Origin of the sequence: Amycolatopsis mongoliensis, assembly GCF_030285665.1 — a bacterium.
GTDB classification, from domain to species: Bacteria; Actinomycetota; Actinomycetes; order Mycobacteriales; family Pseudonocardiaceae; genus Amycolatopsis; species Amycolatopsis mongoliensis.
In genome coordinates this window covers 2,519,944-2,540,332 of sequence record NZ_CP127295.1, presented here as the reverse complement: position 1 = coordinate 2,540,332, position 20,389 = coordinate 2,519,944, and the positions used below count along the sequence as shown (strand labels likewise).

Below are 20,389 nucleotides of genomic sequence, written 5' to 3'. Positions count from 1 at the left end.
TCGCTTGACGGAGTGAGCACTCACTCCGCACACTGGTCGCATGACACCAGCACCCGAAACCCGGCGTAGAGCGCCGGGCATGAGCGTCGAAGCCCGGCGCGCCATGATCGTGCACGCGGTGCTGCCGCTCTTGATCGAGCACGGCGCCACCGTCACGACCAGCCAGATCGCCCGCGCCGCCGGCATCGGCGAGGGCACCATCTTCCGCGCGTTCAAGGACAAGGACGAGCTGTTCGACGCCTGCACGGCCGAAGCCCTGCGTCCCGACCACGTCCTCGACGCCATCGCCGAAATCCCCGTCGACCAGCCCTTGGAGGACCGGCTCGTCGAGGCCGCCGAGGCGCTCGGCGCGCACCTCGAGCGGATGGGCGCGCTGATGGGCGCCCTGCACGCGTCCGGCCGCGTCAAGCACCGTGACCCCGAACAGCGCCTGCGGGGCAGCTGGAAGGGCGGCCGCCGGGAGTCGATGGCTGCCATGCGCGGCGCGATGACCGAGCTGTTCGAGCCGGAGAAGGACCGCCTGCGGCTGCCACCCGAGCACCTGGCCGCCCTGTTCCTGACCATGCTGTTCAGCGGCCGGCGGATGGCCCCGGACGACGACGCGCCGACCACGCGCCAGGTGGTCGACGTCTTCCTGCACGGCGCCGTGGAGGCCGAGTGATCCCGGGCGGTGGGGGCGGCATGGAGTTCATGCTGGCTCGGCGAGGAAGACGGCGGCACGCCACGACGGTCCCGGAAAGCGGGCTCACCGGTCCGGTCGAAATCCCCGAGCCCAAGCCGGAAGACCAGCCAAAGGACCTTCGCTCGCGCCTCAAGCGCGCGAAGACGTCGGTGGCGGGAACGGTGCGTGGCCTGCCGAAGGTCGTGCGGCTGACGTGGCAGGCCAGCCCGGTCCTGACGATCCTCCTGGCGCTGATCACGCTGCTGTCGGGTCTCTTGCCGACCGTGACCGCGTACATCGCGAAGCTGCTGCTCGACTCCGTCGTCGCGGCGATCCAGCACAAGGGCACCACCGGCGACATCGTCAACGTCGCGCTGTTCCAGTTCGCCGTGCTCGCCGCGACCGCGATCAGCAGCGCGCTGACGTCGATCGCGCAGTCGCTGCTCCAGGAACGCATGACGCTGACCATCCGCCACCAGGTGATGGCGCACGCCAGCGAACTGCACCTCGCGTACTTCGAGGGCTCGACGTCCTATGACATGCTGCGCCAGGCCGCGCAGGAGGCGCCGACGCGGCCGCTGTCGATGATGAACTCCGCGCTGGGGCTCGTGCGGACACTGATCACGTTCGGCAGCATGGTCGCGCTGCTCGTCTCGATCAGCCCGCTGCTCGCGCTGGTCGCGCTGCTCGCGCCGATCCCGGCGTTCATCTCGCAGTCGAAGTACGGCTCGCGCGCGTTCTGGCTGACGTTCCTGATGTCGCCGATCAAGCGGCGGATGGACTACCTGTCTTCGCTGGTCACGACGGACACGTACGCCAAGGAGACAAAACTGTTCGGGCTCGGCCCGTACTTCGTCGACCGGTTCCGCCGGCTCGGCCTGGTGTCGTACGAGCGGCAGCGGAAGCTGACGATCAACCGCAACCTCAGCTCGACGTCGTGGGGGCTGCTGAGCACGTTCGCGGGCTCGGCGATCGCGCTGTACATCGCGCTGGAGGCGGTCGGCGGGCGGCTGACGCTCGGCGATCTGGCGCTGTACACGGCCGCGGCGACGTCCGTGCAGACGTCGGTGTCCGGGCTGTTCACGGCGTTTTCGGGGATGTACGAGAACAACCTCTACCTCGACACGCTGTACCGCTTCCTGGACACGAAACCGGAGATCACGGCGCCTCCTTCGCCGCGTCCGATGCCGTCCACTGTGGACGGGCACATCGAGTTCGACTCGGTCACCTTCGCCTACCCGGGCGCGGACGAGCCGGCGCTCGACAACGTCAGCTTCGAGATCCGCCCGGGCGAGACGGTGGCGGTCGTGGGCCGCAACGGCGCGGGCAAGTCGACACTGTTCAAGCTGCTCTGCCGGCTCTACGACCCGACTGCCGGCACGATCCGGCTCGACGGCGTCGACATCCGCGAGTACGACCCGGTCGAGCTGCGGACCCGGATCAGCGCGATGTTCCAGGACTACGTGACGTACCAGGGGACCGCGGCCGAGAACATCGGCCTCGGCGACCTGAACCGGCTGGAGGACCGCCCCCACATCGTGGACTCGGCCCGCCGGGCGGGCGCGGACGAGCGCATCGAGCGTCTCCCGCAGAGTTACGACAGCCCCCTCGGCCGCTGGTTCGACCAGGGCGTCAGCCTTTCCGGCGGCGAGTGGCAGAAGATCGCGCTGGCCAGGGCGTTCCAGCGAGAGGCACCGATCCTGATCCTCGACGAACCGACGTCGGCGCTGGACGCCCAGGCCGAGCACGACCTGTTCTCGCGGCTGCGCGAGCTGTCCGAGGGCCGGACGACGCTGTACATCTCGCACCGGTTCTCGACCGTCCGGCAGGCGGAGCGGATCCTGCTGCTGGACCACGGGAAGGTGGCCGAGTACGGGACGCACGAGGAGCTGATGACGGCGAAGGCGGGGTACGCCGAGCTGTTCACGCTTCAGGCGCAGGCGTACCTGGACGAGGTGCCGAGCTAGGGGACGAGGACGACCCTTCCGGCGCCCTCGCGGCTCTCGACCCGCGCGTGCGCCGCGGCGGCTTCGGCGAGGGGGTAGGTCCGGTCGATCACGGGGGTCAGCGTGCCGTCCGCGACGAGGTCGAGCGCCTCGGCGCGGGCGGCCGCGACGTCCTTCGCATAGGCGTCCAGGCCACCGAAGCCGATGAGGGTGAGCCCGCGCGCCGCGAGGTCGGCGACGGAGAAGGTCGCGAACTCGCCGCTGAGCAGGCCGTAGGCGAGGATCCGTCCGCGCGGGGCGAGCTTGGCGGTCAGTTCGGCGGCGCGCGGCCCGCCGATCGACTCGAACACGACGTCGATGCCCTCGGAGACGTTCTTCCGCCACGCCGGGTCGTTGTGGTCGAGCACGACGTCGGCGTCGGCTTTCCCCTTGCCGGCGGTTGCGATCACCCGGGCACCGCGCCGCCCGGCCAACCGCGCGAGGTGGCCGCCGATCGCCCCGGACGCGGCCTCGACGAGTACGGTTTCGCCCTCGACGACGTTCGCGGTGCGCAGCAGCGCGACGGCCATCGACGCCGGAACCGCCGCGGCGACGGCGTGCTCGGCGGAGACCGTCTCGGGTACCAACGTGTACTGGCTCGCGGCGACGACTTCGGCGTAGGCGCCGCCGGTGAAGGACATCGTGACGACCCTGCGGCCGACCAGGGAGCGGTCGTCGGCCTCGACGACGGTGCCCGCGGCCTCGTGCCCGAAGACGGACGGCTCGCCCCCGGCCGGGATCAGCCCGGAGCGCAGCTGGGTCTCGTAGAACGGTACCGCGATCGCTTCGACGCGGATCAGCACTTCGCCCTCGCCTCGGTGCGGTTCGGGCCGGTCCTCGACGTTCAGCACCTCGGGCCCGCCCGTGCCGTGCTGCACCACTGCTCGCATTGCTTCCCCTTAACTGGACCATCGGTCAACTTATGGTCGCCTACTATATGGACCAGCAGTCAACTTGTCGAGGAGCCTTCATGGAGCGCGCCGACGCGGCCCGGAACCGCCGGGCGATCCTGCGCGCGGCCGAGGAGCTCCTGGAAGCGCACGACCTCGAGCACGTCTCGATGGACCGGGTGGCGGCCGCGGCCGGCGTCGGCAAGGGGACGGTGTTCCACCGCTTCGGCAACCGCGAAGGCCTGATGCGAGCGCTGGTGGAGGAGCGGGTACTGGCGCTTTCCGCCGCGGTCGAATCCGGACCGGCCCCGCTGGGCCCGGGCGCACCCCCGGCCGAGCGACTGGCGGCGTTCTTCGACGCGGTGGTCGAGCTGGCGACCCGCAACGTCAAGGTGATGGCGGCGTTCGAGCAGGCGTCGACGGACCGGCTGAACAGCCCGATCTACCTGGCGTGGCACGCACACGTCCGCGAGCTGATCGCCGCGGCGGCGCCGACACTGGACGCGGACCTCATCGCGCACCTGCTGCTGGGCTCGCTGCACAGCGATCTCATGCTGCACCTGCTGCGCACTGGTGAGACCCACCGCCTGGCCGTGGGTCTGCGGTCGATGATCGAGACGCTGCTGCGCTGATCAGGAGCCAGTCGGACACGCGGGGCGAGGCCAGCCGGTGGTTCTCGGGCGCGGGAGCAAATCGGACAGGTCGTTCGTTGTGCAGGTATGGCTGTCGCGTTCCTGCTCTACGTCTTCGCCGAGATCGCCGCTATCTGGGCGGTGGGTTCGGCCGTCGGCGTGCTCGGCACGCTGGGCCTCCTCCTGGCCGGCGCGTTCATCGGCTCCTGGCTCGCCCGCCGCGAAGGCGCCAAGGCGATGAGGGCGTTCATGGAGACGGCCCGGGCCGGCCGTCCGGCGGAGAAGGAACTCACCGACGGGATGCTGGTGGGCCTCGGCGGCGTGTTGATTCTGGTCCCGGGCTTCGTGAGCGACGTGCTGGGTCTGCTGCTGATGCTGCCGCCTTCGCGGGCGGTGGTTCGGCGGCTGTGGTTGAAGCGGATGGAGAAGCGGGCGGTGCGGTTCGCCAACCAGCGGCGGGGGCCGGTGATGGTGGTGGACAGCGAAGTGGTGCCCCCTTCTTCGGAGGAGCCTCAGCCGCGCCGTGACCAGCCGACGGTAATCGAGGGTCGCGTCATCGAAGGCTGACCGACGAGTGCACCGTCCGGTGATACTCCAGATACTCGTCTTCGATCCGGTGTCCCGGGAGCTCTCGCAACTTGCCGACCGGAGCATCCTCGCGAAGCACGCTGCGATCCGCCGCGATCACAATGGCACCGCGATCGAACTGCACGTGGCAGTTCGGGCAGAGGCAAAGCACGTTCGACGGGAAGTCAGGGCCGCGGTGCAAACCGCCGAGAGCCTTGACGTGTGCACCCTCTGAGTACCCTTCGCCGTCGCCGACCGACAAGCGAGTGCCGCAGATCTGACACGTGTGGTCGTGCAGCGTCTTCACGTCGTCCGCGACCTTGGTGGTGCGGATGATGCGTTGCGCCGTTACGGGTTTGCGCCCTGGCTGTGCGTTGCCGATCGACATTCCGGGGTGCGCGGGATCAGCTGCCATCAGGTATTCGCCAACCCCGAAGGTCACGTCGGCGATCTTGCTCAGCTTGACCATCTGAAACCGGCAGACCAGGTAGCCGCTTTGACCACGCACCATTGCGGTGTCTTCAACTTTGTAGAGGCCGTCGTAGCGATAGCCCTGATCAGGCGCGTAGGGGGACTTCGGATCCGGACCGCGAACGACCCGAACCGGAGCACCAGTCAGCCAACTCGTGCGAAGCGCCGCGTTGCCCCGCGTAAACGTCTGGTCAGCAGTCTGTCGACCACGGCCATCCCGACCACCTTGGCCGGTGTAGATCAGCTCGTCGCCACGGTCATCGTCGTCTTCATAACCACCTGACGACACGATTGACTCGGCGCCTAGCTTCTCAGTTCCGACGATGCCGGCCTGCAACGCACGGTGAACTCCACTCGCGGCCACCTCCGCGCGACTTGCGAAGGTCGTTCCCTCGGGGAAGCTCCGAATATCGCCATAGATAGGCACGCCCTTGACCGATGATGCGGTGACATCGAGGAAATCGAAGCCAAGCTCGGTCAATCGAGCACCCACGGTCCGGACTCCGTCACTGAAGTCCGAAGGGCGGAGTGCCTCGCCGGTCGCATAACCGTGAGCCGAGCCGATCAGAGCCTTCGAGTCGTACTCCCGGCCGTCGTGGACAACTACGTACTGACGAGCTTCGGCGAAGCCGTACTTGTTGAGAAAACCCTCGCGGCCGAGGTCATCGAACTCGTCGATGGCTCGAAGGACGTGCTCGCGGTCAACATCGGCCAGGCTCATAGATGCACTCTAAAGGCTGACACCGACAGTTTGGTGTCGACGACGTGGGACTGCTAGTCCACGGTGGACTTAGGACCCGCGGCCAGGTTGCGCCGGTAGGCCTGGCGCACTGCGGCAAGACGGTGCTCAGGCCAGATATCGTCGCGCTCATTCAAGGTCAATTCACCCCTGCGGCGCATGAGCCAGATGACGTCCATCCCGGAGAACACCGCATCGCCGGCGATCCGGTCCACCAGGCCGGAAACCAAGCGGATCATGTCGTCCTGCTGCTCCGGAATCTTGTCGTGTTTGTACAGGCTGAATCCCACCGCCACCGTCGGGGTGATTCCGAAGTCGGTGACGATCGGTGCCCAGGTCGCGGGGTTGCGTTCGTAGACTCGGGTCCAGGTGCGGAGTGGAGTCACTGCTCCGTCGCGGAATAGCTGCTCGGGTGTGACCGACGCGTCGAACAGCTCCAGCGGGCGGCCGATGTCGAGCAGTTCGCGCGCGACTTGCTCCAGCGACGATGAAGTCGCCACTTCGAGATCGTAAGAGAGCGCCATCCGAACTAGTCCACACTCGGCTTGGGGATGTCGAAGTAGCTGGAGAACCGGACCGCCGGGGCGTACTCGCCCTTCACCTTCACCCGGCCCGTCACGAACATCGCCGCCACTGCCGCGTTGCCCGTGGCCATCCGGATGAAGTCGTCCACGGACAGGGTGATCGTCGTGTCCGGGGTGCGGGACAAGTCTGTCGAAGAAACGCACACCCCGTCCTCGATCACCGTCTGGAAACGGTCGTATCCGTCCTCGCCGCCACCCTCGGAAAAGCGCCACGAAACCACGAAATCCACGTGGCGTGCGCGCTCCGGGAGGAAATGCTCGGACATTCGGCGGAATATCTCGTCGAGGAAGACCGCGCGCAGCTCCGGGTGGTCCGCGATTGCTCTCAGCTGGTCGCGGGAGGCTCGGCGGACCACGTCCACCAGGACGTCCGTCGACAGGGAGCTCAGCTCGATGCCCGCGCCCGACTCGCCCAGCATGTGGAGGGTTTCCAGGACCTGGATGAACTGCTCGGGCGTCAGGTTCCTGATGAGCAGCTTGTCCGCGAACGCGTTGACCACGTGGCCGGCACGAACACCGCGGGGCCGGGAAAGGCGCCACTTCGCTTTTCGGGGCACGGAGACCGACTATACGGGGTGCGGGAGGTCGAAGAATCCGATCAGGCCCGCCGCGAAGGCCAAATCGCCCTTGACCTTGATTCTTCCCGTGACGAACAGCACGGCCGGCGTCGCCTGGTGGGTGATCAGCCGGAAGAAGTCGGCCGGGGCGATCGTGATCGTGACGCGGGGGCGTTCGCGCATCTCGCGGGTCACCGTGCACGAGCCGTGCGAAATCACCGTCTCGTAGCGGTCGTAGCCGCCTTCGCCGATGCCGGCCGACAGGCGCCAGTGGACCACCGCGTGCAGGTCACGGGCTCGGTCCGGCCGGATGTGCGCGCCCATGCGGGCGAAGATCTCGTCCAGCACGCGCTCGCGCAGGGGCCGCTCCGCGACGACGCTCTCGAGCTGGACGCGGGAGGCGGACGACACCAGGGACGCGAAGCGCGCCGGGTCGACCTTGCTCAGGTCGAACGCCGGGGCCCGCTCGGCCATCCTCAGCAGGGCCTTCAAAAGTCTTCGGAAGTCGTCCTTGCCGAGATCCCGCGGGTTGACCGCGTCGGCGAGCGCGTTGACGTCGAGGGCGTGCGCCTCGGGGCCGAGTGGGTCGAGCCGCTCCAGCTTGTCCAGCAGCGCCGCCCCGCGGAGCTCCGCGACCTGATCTGCGCTGGTCATCCCGGCGTTGTCGGCCATGGTCACTCCCTCTCAAGTTACTCACACGTAGGCTACCCGCCAGTAGGTAGGCGGGCAAGCGTGCCGAAATCACCCTCCCGGGGCAGCGCCCGGTACCGTCTCCGGGCAGCAACAGGGAGGTCCAGCGTGTCAGAGGATGATCAGCGTCCGCCCGAACGGGCCCGGCGGCTGCCGCGCGCGGTGCGCGAGCGGCAGATCCTGGACGCCGCTGTCCAGGTTTTCTCACGCCACGGCTACCACGCGGCCTCGATGGACGAGATCTCCGACGTCGCCGGCGTCTCGAAGCCGATGATCTACACCTACCTCGGGTCCAAGGAGGACCTGTTCGGTGCGTGCATCCGCCGCGAGGCGACCCGGCTGCTCGAGGCCATCCAGGCCGGCGTGCAGCCCGACCTGCCGCCGGACATGCAGCTCTGGCACGGCCTGCGGTCGTTCTACCGCTTCGTCGCGGAGTACCGCGAGTCGTGGACGGTGCTGCACCGCCAGGCACTGACGGTCGGCGGGGCGTTCGCCGCGGAGATCACCGACATGCGGGTGCGCGCGATCCAGCTGGTCGCGGCCCTGGTCGTGTCCGCGGGCACCCGCAAGGGCGTCGGCGAGCAGGCCGAGTTCTCCGGCGAGGGCCTGTCCGCGGCGCTGGTCGGGGCGGCCGAGTCACTGGCCGACTGGGCCCTCGACCACCCCGACATCTCCGACGGCGTGCTGGCGTCGTGGCTGATGAACCTCGTCTGGCTGGGGTTCAACGACCTCATCGAGGGCGAGGTCTGGAAGCCTTCGGAGTAGCGCATGACCACACTCACGCTGAAGGTGACCTTGACCGGCAGCAAGCTTCGGCTGGGAACGCAGAGCCATCTGTGGGTCTTCACTGCGGCGGACGGCGCCCACGGCCTGCCGGAGCTCGGCCTGACGGCGGCCGACGAGTTCGATCCGGCCGCGTTCGACATCGCCGCGGTCAACCGGACGCTCGCCGGCCGCTTCCCGTCAAAGTGAGCTGATCGAGCCTTCCAGGTGCGGTTTCGACCCGCTCCACAGCTCGAACGCCCAGCCGTCGCCGTCGGCCCACGACGTGAAGCCCGCCTTGGCCGGCAGCAGCACCGGCTGCTTGAAGCGGACGTCGATCGTGAACGCCTCGGGCAGCCGGCCCTCGAACGCCGCCAGGGCGTGGGCCTTCGTCCACATCCCGTGGGCGATCGCGCGGGGGAAGCCGAACAGGCGAGCCGTCAGCGGGTGCAGGTGGATCGGGTTGCGGTCGCCCGAGACCTCCGCGTACCGCCGGCCGATGTCGGCCGGCACCCGCCAGATCGCGTCCGGCGTCGGCGGGGCCAGCTGCTCGCGGCGCGCGGAAGAGCCCGAAGAGCCCCCGCGACGCAGATAGGTGCTGACGTCCGTCCACACCGTCTCGTCGCCGACCTGCGCCTCGCTGACGACGTCGAACTGACGGCCCTTCTCGTGCGGGCGCAGGTTCTCCGCGCGCACCCGGATCGTCAGCGGCTCGCCCAGCCGCAGCGCGCGGCGCTGGGTGATCCGGTTCGCCACGTGCACCATGCCGAGCAGCGGGAACGGGAACCCCGGCTCGGTCATCAACGCCATCTGCAGCGGGAACGCCAGCATGTGCGGGTAGGTCGCGGGCAGCTCGTCGCTCAGCCGGAAGCCGCACACCGTGTTGTACGCCGCCAGGTGCGCCGGGTCGACGACGACACCGGTGCGCACCAGCTCCGTGTCCGGCAACGAGGAGCCGGACGACTTGTGCAGCACGCCGCCGAGCAGCGCTTTCGGGTACAGCGTGGCCAGGCTCGGCGTGCTGTCGAGTTCGCGGGTCGCCACCGTCACGCCCCCAGCAGGGCTTGGCCGCAGACGCGGACCACATTGCCGTTCACCGCGGCCGACGCCGGGTTCGCGTACCAGGCGATCGTCTCGGCGACGTCGACCGGCAGGCCGCCCTGGCCGAGGCTGGACAGCCGACGGCCGGCTTCGCGGATGAACAGCGGCACCGCCGCGGTCATCTTCGTCTCGATGAACCCGGGCGCCACGGCGTTGATCGTGCCGCCGTACGCCGCGAGATGCGGCGCGCCGACGTTCACCATGCCGATGACGCCCGCCTTCGACGTCGCGTAGTTCGCCTGGCCGACGTTGCCGGCGATGCCCGCGATCGACGAGACGCCGATGATGCGGCCGTTCTCGTTGAGGATCTTGTCGGCGAGCAGCTTGTCGTTCACCGCGAGCTGCGACGCCAGGTTCACGGCGATCACCGAGTCCCACGCGCTCTCGCTCATGTTGCCCAGCGTCTTGTCGCGCGTGATGCCCGCGTTGTGCACGACGACGTCGACGCCACCGTGCCGCTCCTTCAGGTATTCCGCGAGCTTCGCGGGCGCGCTCGGCGAAGTGATGTCGAGCTGCAGCGCGGAGCCGCCGATCTTGTTCGCCACCTTGGACAGGTCGCCGCCCTGGACGGGGATGTCGAGCGCGACGACGTGCGCGCCGTCACGGGCCAGCACCTCGGCGATCGCCGCGCCGATGCCGCGGGACGCGCCGGTGACCAGCGCGACCTTTCCGTCGAGGGGCTTCTCCCAGTTCGCCGGCGCGGTCGCCGTCTTGCCCTCGGTGCCGATCCGGATGACCTGCGCGTCGACGAACGCGGACTTCGCGGAGAGCAGGAAGCGCAGTGTCGACTCCGTCGCCTCTTCGGCGCCTTCGGCGACGTACACGAGCTGAGCCGTCGCGCCACGCTTCAGTTCCTTGCCCACCGAGCGCACGAAGCCCTCGAGAGCACGCTGAGCGATCCGCTCGCGGCCTTCGACCTGCTCCGGCGGCGTGCCCAGGACGACGACCCGGCCGGACGGGCCGACGCTGCGGATCACCGGGTGGAAGAAGTCGTAGACCTCGCGCAGGCGCGCAGGGTCGGTGACGCCGGTGGCGTCGAACACCAGCGCCGCGTGCCGGTCGGCCGCGGAGGTGACGACGTCGATGCCCGCGTCGGCCAGTTGATCCTTCAGGGTCTTCTCGAGCCGGCCGCCGGGCGCGGCGCCGAGAAGTGCGGGACCCTCGAGGGCGGGTTGACCGGGCTTGTACCGGCGCAGCGTGGCGGGGTTGGGCAGGCCGAGCTTCGGCACCACGAACTTCCCCAACGGGGTTTTCGTGAACTGCTGGTACCTGTCAGCCATCGGTTGCCTCCCGTGCAGTCTGCGTCACGTCGCAGTCTAACCTACTTGCGAGTAGGTTACAGTGTGAGAGAGCCGACCAGAGAGGTGACGTTCATGCCGCCCAGGAAAACGCCCGCCGTCCGCAAGGTCGCGATCATCGGCGGCAACCGGATCCCCTTCGCGCGGTCGAACGGCCCGTACGCGAAGGCGTCGAACCAGGACATGTTCACCGCCGCGCTCGACGGCCTGGTCAGCCGTTTCTCGCTGCAGGGCGAGGTGATCGGCGAGGTCGCCGCCGGCGCCGTGCTCAAGCACTCGAAGGACTTCAACCTGGCCCGCGAGAGCGTGCTCGGCAGCAAGCTCTCGCCCGCGACGCCCGCGTCCGACGTCCAGATGGCGTGCGGCACCGGCCTGCAGGCCATCGTCAACGTCGCCAACAAGATCGCGCTCGGCCAGATCGATTCGGCCATCGCGGGCGGCGTCGACACCACGAGCGACGCGCCGCTGGCCGTCAACGAGGACCTCCGGCAGATCCTCATCCAGCTCAACGCCGCCAAGACGCTCGGCGACCGGCTGAAGCTCGTCGCGAAGATCCGGCCCGGGCACATCGTCCCGGCGATCCCGCGCAACGAGGAGCCGCGCACCGGCCTGTCGATGGGCGAGCACGCGGCGCTCACCGCGAAGATCTGGGAGATCACCCGCGAGGCGCAGGACGAACTGGCCGCGGCCAGTCACCAGCACCTCGCCGCCGCGTACGACCGCGGGTTCTTCGACGACCTCGTGACGCCGTTCCTCAAGCTCGCGCGCGACCAGAACCTGCGTGCCGACTCGACCGCGGAGAAGCTCGCCAAGCTCAAGCCGGCGTTCGGCGGCCCGGACGGCACGATGACCGCGGGCAACTCGACGCCGCTGACCGACGGCGCGTCGACCGTCCTGCTCGCCACCGACGAGTGGGCGAAGGCGCACAAGCTGCCGGTACAGGCGTACCTGACGTTCTCGCAGACCGCGGCTGTCGACTACGTGCACGGCGAAGAAGGGCTGCTGATGGCGCCCGCGTACGCCGTGCCGCGGATGCTCGCGCGGGCCGGGCTTTCGCTGCAGGACTTCGACTTCTACGAGATCCACGAGGCGTTCGCGTCGCAGGTGCTGGCCACGCTCAAGGCGTGGGAGGACCCGGCGTTCGCCAAGGAGAAGCTGGAGCTGGACGAGCCGCTCGGCGCGATCGACCGCACGAAGCTCAACGTCAACGGCTCGTCGCTGGCGGCCGGGCACCCGTTCGCCGCGACCGGCGGCCGGATCGTCGCGACGCTGGCGAAGCTGCTGCACGAGAAGGGGTCCGGCCGCGGCCTGATCTCGATCTGCGCGGCCGGCGGCCAGGGTGTCACCGCGATCCTGGAGAAGTAGCGAAAACGGGTCGCCCCTCGCGAGGGGCGACCCGTTTCGCGTCTGCTAGCTGGGGAGCGCCTTCTGGGCCCGCTTCGCGAGCTTGTTCGCGCGCTTCTCGGCCTTGCGGCTCAGCTTGCCGGCCGCGGCTCCGACATCCTTCGCGGCGTGCCGCGCGCGCCACGCGGCCGACGGCTTCCCGTGCGTGTCGCTGACCGCGAGCAGCAGGCCACCGGCCACGCTCGCGTTCTTGTAGAACTGGATCTGCTGCTGCTGGCGCTCGCCCGGATCCTTGATGGTCCAGAAGCTGTGCGCCGCCAGCGTCGTCGGGACCAGGCTGCCGAGCAGCAGCCCGGCCGCGAGCCGCGGCGCCTTGCCGGACGCGAGCGCGAGGCCGGCACCGATCTTCACGGCGGCATCGATGCGGACGAGCGTCACCGGGTCGCGCGGAACCTGCTCCGGGACGACGTCACCGACCTTCTCGAACGCTTGGTTGAGAAACGGTTCCGCCGCCTTCGCGTGCCCCTGGGCGTTCCTCAGGGCGTTGATCCCGCCCGTCACGAAGATCGTGGCGAGCAGGGGACGTGCCACTCGACGGAGTATCACGGTCATTGCCTTCCTCGTACGGGCCGCTGCCTGGTCGAACCTATCGCTTGGATGCCCGCTCCGCCCACACGCGAACCCTCATCGGTGTTTCTGCGCAAATATCGCACCGATCGTAGAAAGCCCTAGAAAAACTTAGCGGTTGACCTTGACGCTGCGTCAACTTCTATCGTCGAAGGCATGGAGTGGTCGATCCAGGACCTCGCCCGCTCGGCCGGGACCACGAGCCGGACGCTGCGCCACTACGGCGCGGTCGGCCTGCTCGAGCCCAGCCGCGTCGGCAGCAACGGCTACCGCTACTACGACGAGCAGGCGCTCGTCCGGCTTCAGCGGATCCTGCTGCTGCGCGAGCTCGGCCTCGGGCTCCCGGCCATCGCGGAGGTCCTGGACGGGCAACGCGACCGCGTCGCGGCGCTCGAGACCCACCTGGAGCTGCTCGAACAGGAGCGGCGGCGGATCGGACGGCAGATCGATTCGGTCCGGACCACGCTGCGGAAACTGAAGGGAGGTGAACGACTGATGGCAGAGGAAGTCTTCGACGGCTTCGACCACACGAAGTACGAGAAGGAAGTGACCGAGCGCTGGGGCGCTGACGCGTACCGGCGCGGCGACCAGTGGTGGACCTCGCTGTCCGCCGAGGAGAAGAAGGCGCACCAGCAGGAGCAGCTGGACATCGCCGCCGCGTTCGGCGCGGCTCGCTCGGCCGGGCTAGCGGCCGGTTCCGACGAGGTCCAGGCGATCACGCGGCGGCTGCACGAGTGGCTGCGGCCGGCGGTGTCGTCGGTGTCCGCGGGGTACTTCGCGGGGCTCGGGCAGTTGTACGTCGACGACCCGCGGTACGGGCTGGAAGGCGCGACGGCGGAATTCGTCCGCGACGCGATGAAGATCTACGCGGAACGGAACCTGACCGGCTAGCCCGGCGTCGTAGTCGGCGCTGGGGGTAGGGACGAGCAGGGCTGCAGACCTGTTCGTCTCTATGTACCCGCCGGGCGGAGGAGGGTTCGCCGGGTCGTGTCGAGGTGGCGGACGACTTCGTAGCGGGCGCTGCTGCCGACTTCGGGCGGTGCGCCGTCCCCTTCGAGCAGCGACCAGCCACCTTCGTACCGAACGAGGTACGAGCCGACGTGGACGTCGCTCACTTCCGCGGTGAGGACCGCACCTTCCGGGTAACGCGCCTTGCGCGCTCGCCACTCGTCTTCCGACACCCCGTTGTCGAGGGGCCCCGACCGGAACTCCGCCTCCAGCGGCCACAGGCGGATCTGCCCGGACCGGCGGGCGAGCACCTCGAAGGTCGTCTTCGTGCCGACTGCGGGCCACGACCCCGGCCGCCGGGGCAGGATCAGCACGTCGACGAAGCCTTGCCCCTCGCCGTCGAGGTCCACGAACAGCCCGATGGCGCCGGGCCGCGGGATCGCCGACACCGTTCCGGTCACCACGGCACCCACCTCGAACCCGGTCACCGCGTCACTCTGGCACAGCCACTGGGCCGACCGGTCGAACATCGGCGACACGCCTAGGCGTCTATGGCCGAATATCGGGCTCGCGCTAGATACGCCGATAACTTGGCAGAGTGGACCCCATCCGCAACCCCTTCGCGCCGGGCGCCGGGCAACGGCCGCCCGAGCTGGCCGGGCGCGAGCGTGAGCTCAAGGCGTTCGAAGTGGTGCTGGAGCGGGTCGCGCGGGGGAGACCCGAACGCAGTCTCGTCCTGACCGGGCTGCGCGGGGTCGGCAAGACCGTGCTCCTCGGGGAGCTGCGCGCGATGGCCGTGCGGCACAAGTGGGGTGCGGGCAAGATCGAGGCGCGGCCGGACGCCGAGCTGCGGCGGCCGCTTTCCGCCGCGCTGCACCGGGCCATCCGGGACCTCGCCGTGCGGCACCGGGCGCCCGACCGGGTCGAAGAGGTGCTCGGCGTGCTCAAGGCGTTCGCGCTGCGGGCCAACAAACCCGACGCGAAGCTGCGTGACCGCTGGCAGCCCGGCATCGACGTGCCCGCCGCGCAGGGCCGTGCGGACTCCGGGGACATCGAGATCGACCTCGTCGAGCTGTTCACCGACGTCGCCGAGCTGGCCGCGGACGTCGGGACCGGCGTCGCGCTGCTCATCGACGAGATCCAGGACCTGCAGCCCGACGACGTCTCCGCGTTGTGCGCGGCCTGCCACGAGCTCTCGCAGTCGGGTGCGCCGCTCGTCGTCGTCGGCGCCGGGCTGCCGCACGTGCCCGCGGTGCTCTCGGCGTCGAAGTCCTACTCCGAGCGGCTCTTCCGGTACGCGCGGATCGACCGGCTCGACCGCGAGGACGCCGACTACGCGGTGATGGCGCCGATCGAGCGCGAGGACGCCGGCATCGAGCCGGAAGCCCTCGACGCCCTCTTCGACGCCTCCGGCGGCTACCCGTACTTCATCCAGGCCTACGGCAAGGCGGCCTGGGACGCGGCGCCGTCCGACCCGATCACGGTCAAGGACGTCCAGGTCGCCGCGCCCGAGGCCGAGGCGGAGCTCGCCGTCGGGTTCTTCGGTTCGCGCTACGAGCGCGCGACGCCGGCCGAGCGGGAGTACCTGCAGGCGATGGCCGAGCTGACCCAGGGACGCGACGAGCCCGCCGGCACCGCCGACGTCGCCGTGTTCCTCGGGCGGAAGCCGTCGTCACTGTCGCCGGCCCGCGACAGCCTGATGAAGAAGGGCCTCGTGTTCTCCGCCGAGCGGGGGCAGATCGCCTTCACCGTGCCGCACTTCGGACACTACCTGCTCCAACGCGACTGACCTGGGCTTTTCCGGTCGTCTCGTGGTCTATGAGCGTCACTACCTATCTATTGAAAAATTACTAGAGAAGACTAGGAAGCTGTAGCAGGTTGCTTGGCCGTGACCGGCGCCACCCTTGATCTCTCCGGCGTATACCCAAGTTCGCCGATGATTCATCGGCGAGTGCGCCAAGTCACCGGATATTCATTGGAATCCTTGTGAAAAAAGGTGCATACTAGAAGCACAAGCCACCGAGACCCTCCGAAGGGGATGCAGAAACCGATGAACAACATCGCCGCCAAGCTCCGTGCCCGTCGCGCCGAGACTCGCACTCGCCGGGCCGTGAACCGGGCGATCGACACCGCCGCCACCGCGACGGTCCGTCAGGAACTCATCGCGATCGCGCAGGCTCGCTCGGGCTACATGCGCTGATCTCCGCCTCGCCCCGGTGGCGGTCGCCCATTCGAGTGACCTATGCCACAAAGTGCTGAGGCTGTAACGCCACCCAAAGTGGCGTCGATACCCCCTACGACCCCGTGATGCTGGCGGACCCCCGACCTGGCAGCATCGCGGGGTTTCCCATGTCCGGGTTATGAAAATCCCCTTGCCGTCGCCGGCGTCCGCAGTATTCTTTGACTTCGTCAACAAGTTTGTTGAGGTGGTCAATGAACAACGCTCAGCTGGCCGACCGGGTGGCCGCGGTCCGTGCCTTCAACCGGCTCTACACCGGAGTCATCGGCGTGCTCGACGAAGGACCGGCGGACGCCGAGTACTCGCTGCCGGAAGCCCGCGTGCTCTTCGAGCTCGCGCACCAGGACCCGCTGCCGGTGACCGACCTGCGCAAGCGCCTCGACCTCGACGCCGGCTACGCCAGCAGGCTGCTCGCCCGCCTCGAGTCCCGCGGGCTGATCGAGCGCGAACGGTCCGGCGAGGACGCCCGCCGTCAGCTCGTGCGCCCGACGGCGGCCGGCCGGGACGCGTTCGCCGTCCTCAACCACCGGTCCACCGAGCAGATCGGCGGGCTGCTGCGGCGCTTCGCCGACGAAGACCAGCAGCGCCTGCTGACCGCGATGCGCACGATCGGCGACCTGGTCGGCGACCGCCGTCGCGACCCCGTGCTCGTGCTGCGACCCCCACGACCGGGTGACCTCGGATGGGTGGTGGAACGCCACGGCGCGCTCTACGGCCGGGAGTACGGCTTCGACGACCGGTTCGAGGGACTCGTCGCCCGCATCGTCGCCGATTTCACCGAGACCCGGGACGATCCGCGGCAGGCGTTCTGGATCGCCGAGCTCGACGGCGAGCGCGTCGGCAGCATCGCGTGCACCCGCGGGCCGGACGCGGACACCGCGAAGCTGCGGCTGCTGCTGCTCGAACCGTCGGCGCGCGGCCACGGCGTCGGCAAGCGGCTGGTCACCGAGTGCGTCGAGTTCGCGCGGGCGCACGGCTACCGCGGGATGGAGCTGTCGACGGTCTCCATCCTGACGGCGGCGCGCTCGATCTACCGCGCCGCCGGGTTCGAGCTCGTCGGCGAAGAGGATTTCGACGACTGGGGCCCGAAGCTGACCGACGAGACCTGGCGCCTGCAGTTCTAGCGCGGCACCCGGCCGAGCAGGAAGAACTCCGGGTTCGGGCGCAGCGCGGTCAGGTGCGCGAGCCGGTTCGACATCGCGAACAACGCCGTGATCGCGCCGACGTCCCAGATTTCGTCGTCGGTGAGGCCGGCGTTGCGCGCGGCTTCGAGGTCGCCCTCGCCGAACAGCGCCGAGTCCTGGGCCAGCGCGAGCGCGAGGTCGACGATCGCGCGGCCGCGCTCGTCCAGCTCGACCTGCCACGGGTTGCTCGACACGCGGTCGGCCAGCTCCGGGTCCTTGGCGCGGATGCGCAGGATCGCCCCGTGCGCGACGACGCAGTAGGTGCAGTGGTTGGCCCCGGACGTCGCGACGACGACCAGCTCGCGCTCGGCCTTGCTGAGTCCGCCGGCGCGTTCCATCAGCGCGTCGTGGTAGTCGAGGAAGGCACGCAGCTCGGCGGGCCGGTGGCCGAGGGCGCGGAAGATGTTCGGCGTGAACCCGGACTTCTCCGCGATCACGCCGACACGCTCGCGCAGGTCTTCGGGCAGGTCTTCGAGTTCCGTCACCGGGAACCGGCTCACCGCGTCGCTCATGCCGTTCACGCTAGCCGTGGTTGGCTGTGCCTGTGACGGACTACGTCGACGGGTACTGCGAACGCGTCGGGCCCGGGCTCTGGGGTGAGCCGCTCAACAGTCTCAGCAATCTCGCGTTCCTCGTCGCCGCCGTGCTGGTTTGGCGGCTGGCCGCGGGCGATCGCCTCGGACGGGTGCTCGCCGGGCTGATCGGGCTCGTGTTCGTGGCCAGCAGTGTCTTCCACCTGCTCGCGACGCGCTGGGCCGCCGTCGCGGATTCGGTGAGCATCCTCGGTTTCGTGCTGGTGTACGCCGTGTTGTTCGGGCGCGTCTTCTACCGCCGGCGGCCGGCCTGGCTCGCCGCGCCCGCGTTCCTCGCACTCACCGTGGTCACCGCGCTGCTCGGCGGTGGCCTCTACCTCTCCGCACTGATCGGGCTCGGGATCTTCGCCGCGCTACGGGCCTTCGAGCGCGACGCGTACTGGACGCACTTCGCCGTCGCGGGTGCGGTCTTCGCGCTCTCGTTGAGCCTGCGCACGCTCGACCGGGACGTGTGCGACTACGTCCCGGTCGGCACGCACTTCCTCTGGCACCTGCTCAACGGGCTGGTGCTCTACCTCGTCTCGCGGACGCTGGTGCTCAAGAACCGTCCTTAGTGGACACCGATGGGCCGCAGGTCCTTGTCGTTCTCGTCGGCGTGGTAGTCCTCGGCGTTGGTGTCGTCGGTGCCGTTGAACACCTTCATCTGGCGGGCGATCACCGTGACGACCACCGCGACCACCAGGTTGGCGATCAGGGCGACGAAGCCGACGTAGATCTGGACCTGGGAACCCGAGAACGGGTGCCAGCCGAAGATCGACATGTTGCCCAGGGCCAGCGCCGAACCGCCGAAGTGCTGCTTGCCGTTGGCCGGGTTGGGGATGCCGTACAGCATGATCAGGCCCCAGCCGATGCCGACGACCCAGCCCGCGATGAGGCCCCAGCGGTGGAGCCAGCGCGTGTACAGCGCGAGCGCCACGGCCGGCAGCGTCTGGAGGATCAGCACGCCGCCGATCAGCTGGAGGTCGATCGAGAACTGCGGGTCGATCAGGATGATCACGGCCACCGCGCCGAGCTTCACGACCAGCGAAGCCAGCTTCGCCTGCTTCGCTTCTTCCTGCGGTGTCGCGTTCTTGCGGATGTACTCCTTGTAGATGTTGCGGGTCCACAGGTTGGCCGCGGCGATCGACATGATCGCGGCCGGCACCAGCGCGCCGATGCCGATCGCGGCGAACGCGATGCCGGCGAACCACGACGAGAACTGGTTGTCGAACAGCACCGGGACGATCGTGTTGCCGTCCGCCTTGCCGGTGGCCGCGTTCGTCAGCGGCTTGATGCCCGCCGTGATCGCCACGTACCCCAGCAGCGCCAGCAGGCCGAGCACCAGCGAGTACGCCGGCAGCGCGACCATGTTCCGCTTGATGACGTTGCGCCCGCGCGAAGCCAGCACGCTGGTCAGCGAGTGCGGGTAGAGGAACAGCGCCAGCGCCGAGCCCAGCGCCAGCGTCGCGTACTGCAGCTGGTTGTTGGCGGTCAGCAGGATCGACCCGGCCGGCTTGCCGGTGGCCGGGCTCGGCGTGCCGAGCTTCTTCGCCGCCGTGTCGAAGATGTGCGACCAGCCGCCCAGCTTCGAGGGCAGGTAGATGATCGCCACGAGGATCACGATGTAGATCAGGATGTCCTTGACGAACGCGATCAGCGCGGGCGCCCGCAGGCCGGACTGGTAGGTGTAGAAGGCCAGGATGACGAAGGCGACCAGCAGCGGCAGGTGGCCGACGATGCCCGAGCCGTTGATGCCCATCGTCCGCAGCACGGCTTCGAGGCCGACGAGCTGCAGCGCGATGTACGGCATGGTCGCGACGATGCCGGTGATCGCCACCAGCAGCGCGAGGATCGGGGAGCCGAAGCGCCCGCGCACGAAGTCGGCCGGGGTCACGTAGCCGCGGACCCGCGAGACCGACCACATCCGCAGCGCCGGGAGCAACACGATCGGGTAGACGACGATCGTGTACGGCAGCGCGTAGAGGCCGAGCGCGCCGGCGCTGAACACCAGCGCGGGCACCGCGACGAACGTGTACGCCGTGTAGAGGTCACCGCCGAGCAGGAACCAGGTGATCCACGAGCCGAACTTGCGGCCGCCGAGGCCCCATTCGTCGAGGTGGTCCAGCGTGCTGCCGCGCTGCCAGCGCGACGCCATGAACCCGAGGACCGTGACCAGCGCGAACAGGATCGTGAAGATGATCAGTTCGGGCCACTGCAGGTTGCTCATCGAGCGTCCCCCTCGTCCAGGTCCTCGACGCTCAGCTTGTCCGGCGCGTCCACGGTCGGCTTGGCCCGCGTCATCATGTAGACGATCCAGGTGCTGAGCACTCCCACCGCGACCATGAGGAACTGGAACCAGTAGAAGAACGGCATCCCGAACAGCCGCGGACCGTCCAAGTTGAACAGTGGCGTGACCAGGACCAGCAGCGGGACGATCAGGAGCAGGTTCCACGGGTTGAACTGCAGCCCGCGCACCTTTCCGTCGTGCTTCACAGTCGACATCGACCTCACCTAACACTCCCGTAACCCGACCGCTCG

24 protein-coding genes are annotated in these 20,389 nt (G+C 69.0%); 12 read left to right on the top strand and 12 right to left on the bottom strand.

From position 1 onward, the window contains the following. Positions 1–79: 79 nt before the first annotated feature. Positions 80–661 carry a TetR/AcrR family transcriptional regulator gene (locus tag QRX60_RS12295; RefSeq protein ID WP_286000902.1) on the top strand — a complete coding sequence of 194 codons (582 nt, stop codon included), beginning with the start codon at positions 80–82 and terminating at the stop codon, positions 659–661. Between the two features lie 20 nt (positions 662–681). Then, complete coding sequence (locus QRX60_RS12290) at positions 682–2,628, top strand: ABC transporter ATP-binding protein (protein WP_286000901.1); 1,947 nt, start codon at positions 682–684, stop codon at positions 2,626–2,628. Here the strand turns inward: QRX60_RS12290 and QRX60_RS12285 are convergent. Beyond that, positions 2,625–3,536, bottom strand: coding sequence for a quinone oxidoreductase family protein (locus tag QRX60_RS12285; protein ID WP_286000900.1), 912 nt, complete (start codon positions 3,534–3,536; stop codon positions 2,625–2,627). The two genes, QRX60_RS12290 and QRX60_RS12285, sit on opposite strands and share 4 nt — an antisense overlap. An 80-nt stretch (positions 3,537–3,616) precedes the next feature. Here QRX60_RS12285 and QRX60_RS12280 point away from each other — a divergent pair, with 80 nt between their 5' ends. Continuing rightward, positions 3,617–4,168 (top strand): TetR/AcrR family transcriptional regulator, encoded by a 552-nt coding sequence (locus tag QRX60_RS12280; RefSeq protein ID WP_286000899.1) that lies wholly within the window; start codon positions 3,617–3,619, stop codon positions 4,166–4,168. Positions 4,169–4,255: 87 nt separating this feature from the next. Then, positions 4,256–4,735, top strand: a complete 480-nt coding sequence (locus QRX60_RS12275) for an FxsA family protein (RefSeq protein WP_286000898.1) — start codon at positions 4,256–4,258, stop codon at positions 4,733–4,735. Here QRX60_RS12275 and QRX60_RS12270 read toward each other — a convergent pair. From QRX60_RS12270 to QRX60_RS12255, 4 genes are read right to left on the bottom strand one after another with little or no spacing between them, the layout of a single operon-like run. Next, a complete protein-coding gene (locus QRX60_RS12270; RefSeq protein ID WP_286000897.1) occupies positions 4,722–5,927 on the bottom strand; it encodes a YDG/SRA domain-containing protein in 1,206 nt (401 codons plus the stop codon). The genes QRX60_RS12275 and QRX60_RS12270 overlap by 14 nt on opposite strands. Before the next feature lie 53 nt (positions 5,928–5,980). After that, positions 5,981–6,469: a SitI3 family protein gene (locus QRX60_RS12265; protein WP_286000896.1), complete on the bottom strand. Its 489-nt coding sequence runs from the start codon at positions 6,467–6,469 to the stop codon at positions 5,981–5,983. A 5-nt stretch (positions 6,470–6,474) separates the two neighbouring features. Next, a complete protein-coding gene (locus QRX60_RS12260; RefSeq protein ID WP_286000895.1) occupies positions 6,475–7,086 on the bottom strand; it encodes an SCP2 sterol-binding domain-containing protein in 612 nt (203 codons plus the stop codon). Positions 7,087–7,095: 9 nt separating this feature from the next. Next, positions 7,096–7,758 (bottom strand): SCP2 sterol-binding domain-containing protein, encoded by a 663-nt coding sequence (locus tag QRX60_RS12255; RefSeq protein WP_286000894.1) that lies wholly within the window; start codon positions 7,756–7,758, stop codon positions 7,096–7,098. A 126-nt stretch (positions 7,759–7,884) separates the two neighbouring features. On the opposite strand from QRX60_RS12255, the gene QRX60_RS12250 reads away from it, so the two are divergent. Both QRX60_RS12250 and QRX60_RS12245 read left to right on the top strand, forming a co-directional pair. Beyond that, positions 7,885–8,541, top strand: coding sequence for a TetR/AcrR family transcriptional regulator (locus tag QRX60_RS12250; RefSeq protein ID WP_286000893.1), 657 nt, complete (start codon positions 7,885–7,887; stop codon positions 8,539–8,541). Between the two features lie 3 nt (positions 8,542–8,544). Then, the gene (locus QRX60_RS12245; RefSeq protein ID WP_286000892.1) at positions 8,545–8,748 is read left to right on the top strand and encodes a hypothetical protein; all 204 of its coding nucleotides are present in this window, start codon (positions 8,545–8,547) and stop codon (positions 8,746–8,748) included. On the opposite strand, the gene QRX60_RS12240 is transcribed toward QRX60_RS12245, so the two are convergent. Both QRX60_RS12240 and QRX60_RS12235 read right to left on the bottom strand, forming a co-directional pair. Beyond that, positions 8,740–9,582: a MaoC family dehydratase gene (locus QRX60_RS12240; protein ID WP_286003569.1), complete on the bottom strand. Its 843-nt coding sequence runs from the start codon at positions 9,580–9,582 to the stop codon at positions 8,740–8,742. The genes QRX60_RS12245 and QRX60_RS12240 overlap by 9 nt on opposite strands. 2 nt (positions 9,583–9,584) lie before the next feature. Next, positions 9,585–10,919, bottom strand: coding sequence for a 3-oxoacyl-ACP reductase (locus tag QRX60_RS12235; RefSeq protein ID WP_286000891.1), 1,335 nt, complete (start codon positions 10,917–10,919; stop codon positions 9,585–9,587). A 93-nt stretch (positions 10,920–11,012) separates the two neighbouring features. On the opposite strand from QRX60_RS12235, the gene QRX60_RS12230 reads away from it, so the two are divergent. Beyond that, positions 11,013–12,302, top strand: coding sequence for an acetyl-CoA C-acetyltransferase (locus QRX60_RS12230; protein WP_286000890.1), 1,290 nt, complete (start codon positions 11,013–11,015; stop codon positions 12,300–12,302). Between the two features lie 45 nt (positions 12,303–12,347). Here the strand turns inward: QRX60_RS12230 and QRX60_RS12225 are convergent, their stop codons facing one another. After that, the gene (locus QRX60_RS12225; protein WP_286000889.1) at positions 12,348–12,893 is read right to left on the bottom strand and encodes a DoxX family protein; all 546 of its coding nucleotides are present in this window, start codon (positions 12,891–12,893) and stop codon (positions 12,348–12,350) included. 171 nt (positions 12,894–13,064) lie between these two features. On the opposite strand from QRX60_RS12225, the gene QRX60_RS12220 reads away from it, so the two are divergent. Further along, positions 13,065–13,799: a MerR family transcriptional regulator gene (locus tag QRX60_RS12220; RefSeq protein WP_286000888.1), complete on the top strand. Its 735-nt coding sequence runs from the start codon at positions 13,065–13,067 to the stop codon at positions 13,797–13,799. 59 nt (positions 13,800–13,858) lie between these two features. On the opposite strand, the gene QRX60_RS12215 is transcribed toward QRX60_RS12220, so the two are convergent. Beyond that, the gene (locus QRX60_RS12215; protein ID WP_286000887.1) at positions 13,859–14,344 is read right to left on the bottom strand and encodes a hypothetical protein; all 486 of its coding nucleotides are present in this window, start codon (positions 14,342–14,344) and stop codon (positions 13,859–13,861) included. Between the two features lie 110 nt (positions 14,345–14,454). On the opposite strand from QRX60_RS12215, the gene QRX60_RS12210 reads away from it, so the two are divergent. From QRX60_RS12210 to QRX60_RS12200, 3 genes are all read left to right on the top strand, one after another. Further along, complete coding sequence (locus QRX60_RS12210; RefSeq protein ID WP_286000886.1) at positions 14,455–15,645, top strand: ATP-binding protein; 1,191 nt, start codon at positions 14,455–14,457, stop codon at positions 15,643–15,645. Between the two features lie 261 nt (positions 15,646–15,906). Then, positions 15,907–16,056 (top strand): hypothetical protein, encoded by a 150-nt coding sequence (locus QRX60_RS12205; protein WP_286000885.1) that lies wholly within the window; start codon positions 15,907–15,909, stop codon positions 16,054–16,056. A 233-nt stretch (positions 16,057–16,289) separates the two neighbouring features. Continuing rightward, a complete protein-coding gene (locus QRX60_RS12200; protein ID WP_286000884.1) occupies positions 16,290–17,219 on the top strand; it encodes a bifunctional helix-turn-helix transcriptional regulator/GNAT family N-acetyltransferase in 930 nt (309 codons plus the stop codon). Here the strand turns inward: QRX60_RS12200 and QRX60_RS12195 are convergent. Next, positions 17,216–17,791 carry a peroxidase-related enzyme gene (locus QRX60_RS12195; protein ID WP_286000883.1) on the bottom strand — a complete coding sequence of 192 codons (576 nt, stop codon included), beginning with the start codon at positions 17,789–17,791 and terminating at the stop codon, positions 17,216–17,218. The two genes, QRX60_RS12200 and QRX60_RS12195, sit on opposite strands and share 4 nt — an antisense overlap. A 32-nt stretch (positions 17,792–17,823) precedes the next feature. Between QRX60_RS12195 and QRX60_RS12190 the strand changes: the two genes are divergently transcribed. Further along, on the top strand, positions 17,824–18,426 hold the full coding sequence (locus tag QRX60_RS12190) for a hypothetical protein (RefSeq protein WP_286000882.1): 603 nt from the start codon (positions 17,824–17,826) through the stop codon (positions 18,424–18,426). Here the strand turns inward: QRX60_RS12190 and mctP are convergent. Together mctP and QRX60_RS12180 are read right to left on the bottom strand one after the other, a co-directional pair. Further along, positions 18,423–20,078: a monocarboxylate uptake permease MctP gene (gene mctP, locus QRX60_RS12185; RefSeq protein WP_286000881.1), complete on the bottom strand. Its 1,656-nt coding sequence runs from the start codon at positions 20,076–20,078 to the stop codon at positions 18,423–18,425. The genes QRX60_RS12190 and mctP overlap by 4 nt on opposite strands. Beyond that, entirely contained in the window at positions 20,075–20,353 is a 279-nt protein-coding gene (locus tag QRX60_RS12180) for a DUF3311 domain-containing protein (protein ID WP_286000880.1), read from the bottom strand. Before QRX60_RS12180 ends, mctP begins: the two co-directional genes overlap by 4 nt. Positions 20,354–20,389 lie beyond the last annotated feature (36 nt).

Excerpts from the sequence above, each read along its gene's own strand:
- QRX60_RS12295 (WP_286000902.1), top strand. The coding sequence starts at position 80 with ATGAGCGTCGAAGCCCGGCGCGCCATGATCGTGCACGCGGTGCTGCCG.
- QRX60_RS12290 (WP_286000901.1), top strand. The coding sequence starts at position 682 with ATGGAGTTCATGCTGGCTCGGCGAGGAAGACGGCGGCACGCCACGACG.
- QRX60_RS12285 (WP_286000900.1), bottom strand. The coding sequence starts at position 3,536 with ATGCGAGCAGTGGTGCAGCACGGCACGGGCGGGCCCGAGGTGCTGAAC.
- QRX60_RS12280 (WP_286000899.1), top strand. The coding sequence starts at position 3,617 with ATGGAGCGCGCCGACGCGGCCCGGAACCGCCGGGCGATCCTGCGCGCG.
- QRX60_RS12275 (WP_286000898.1), top strand. The coding sequence starts at position 4,256 with ATGGCTGTCGCGTTCCTGCTCTACGTCTTCGCCGAGATCGCCGCTATC.
- QRX60_RS12270 (WP_286000897.1), bottom strand. The coding sequence starts at position 5,927 with ATGAGCCTGGCCGATGTTGACCGCGAGCACGTCCTTCGAGCCATCGAC.
- QRX60_RS12265 (WP_286000896.1), bottom strand. The coding sequence starts at position 6,469 with ATGGCGCTCTCTTACGATCTCGAAGTGGCGACTTCATCGTCGCTGGAG.
- QRX60_RS12255 (WP_286000894.1), bottom strand. The coding sequence starts at position 7,758 with ATGGCCGACAACGCCGGGATGACCAGCGCAGATCAGGTCGCGGAGCTC.
- QRX60_RS12245 (WP_286000892.1), top strand. The coding sequence starts at position 8,545 with ATGACCACACTCACGCTGAAGGTGACCTTGACCGGCAGCAAGCTTCGG.
- QRX60_RS12235 (WP_286000891.1), bottom strand. The coding sequence starts at position 10,919 with ATGGCTGACAGGTACCAGCAGTTCACGAAAACCCCGTTGGGGAAGTTC.
- QRX60_RS12230 (WP_286000890.1), top strand. The coding sequence starts at position 11,013 with ATGCCGCCCAGGAAAACGCCCGCCGTCCGCAAGGTCGCGATCATCGGC.
- QRX60_RS12225 (WP_286000889.1), bottom strand. The coding sequence starts at position 12,893 with ATGACCGTGATACTCCGTCGAGTGGCACGTCCCCTGCTCGCCACGATC.
- QRX60_RS12220 (WP_286000888.1), top strand. The coding sequence starts at position 13,065 with ATGGAGTGGTCGATCCAGGACCTCGCCCGCTCGGCCGGGACCACGAGC.
- QRX60_RS12205 (WP_286000885.1), top strand. The coding sequence starts at position 15,907 with ATGAACAACATCGCCGCCAAGCTCCGTGCCCGTCGCGCCGAGACTCGC.
- QRX60_RS12200 (WP_286000884.1), top strand. The coding sequence starts at position 16,290 with ATGAACAACGCTCAGCTGGCCGACCGGGTGGCCGCGGTCCGTGCCTTC.
- QRX60_RS12195 (WP_286000883.1), bottom strand. The coding sequence starts at position 17,791 with ATGAGCGACGCGGTGAGCCGGTTCCCGGTGACGGAACTCGAAGACCTG.
- mctP (WP_286000881.1), bottom strand. The coding sequence starts at position 20,078 with ATGAGCAACCTGCAGTGGCCCGAACTGATCATCTTCACGATCCTGTTC.
- QRX60_RS12180 (WP_286000880.1), bottom strand. The coding sequence starts at position 20,353 with ATGTCGACTGTGAAGCACGACGGAAAGGTGCGCGGGCTGCAGTTCAAC.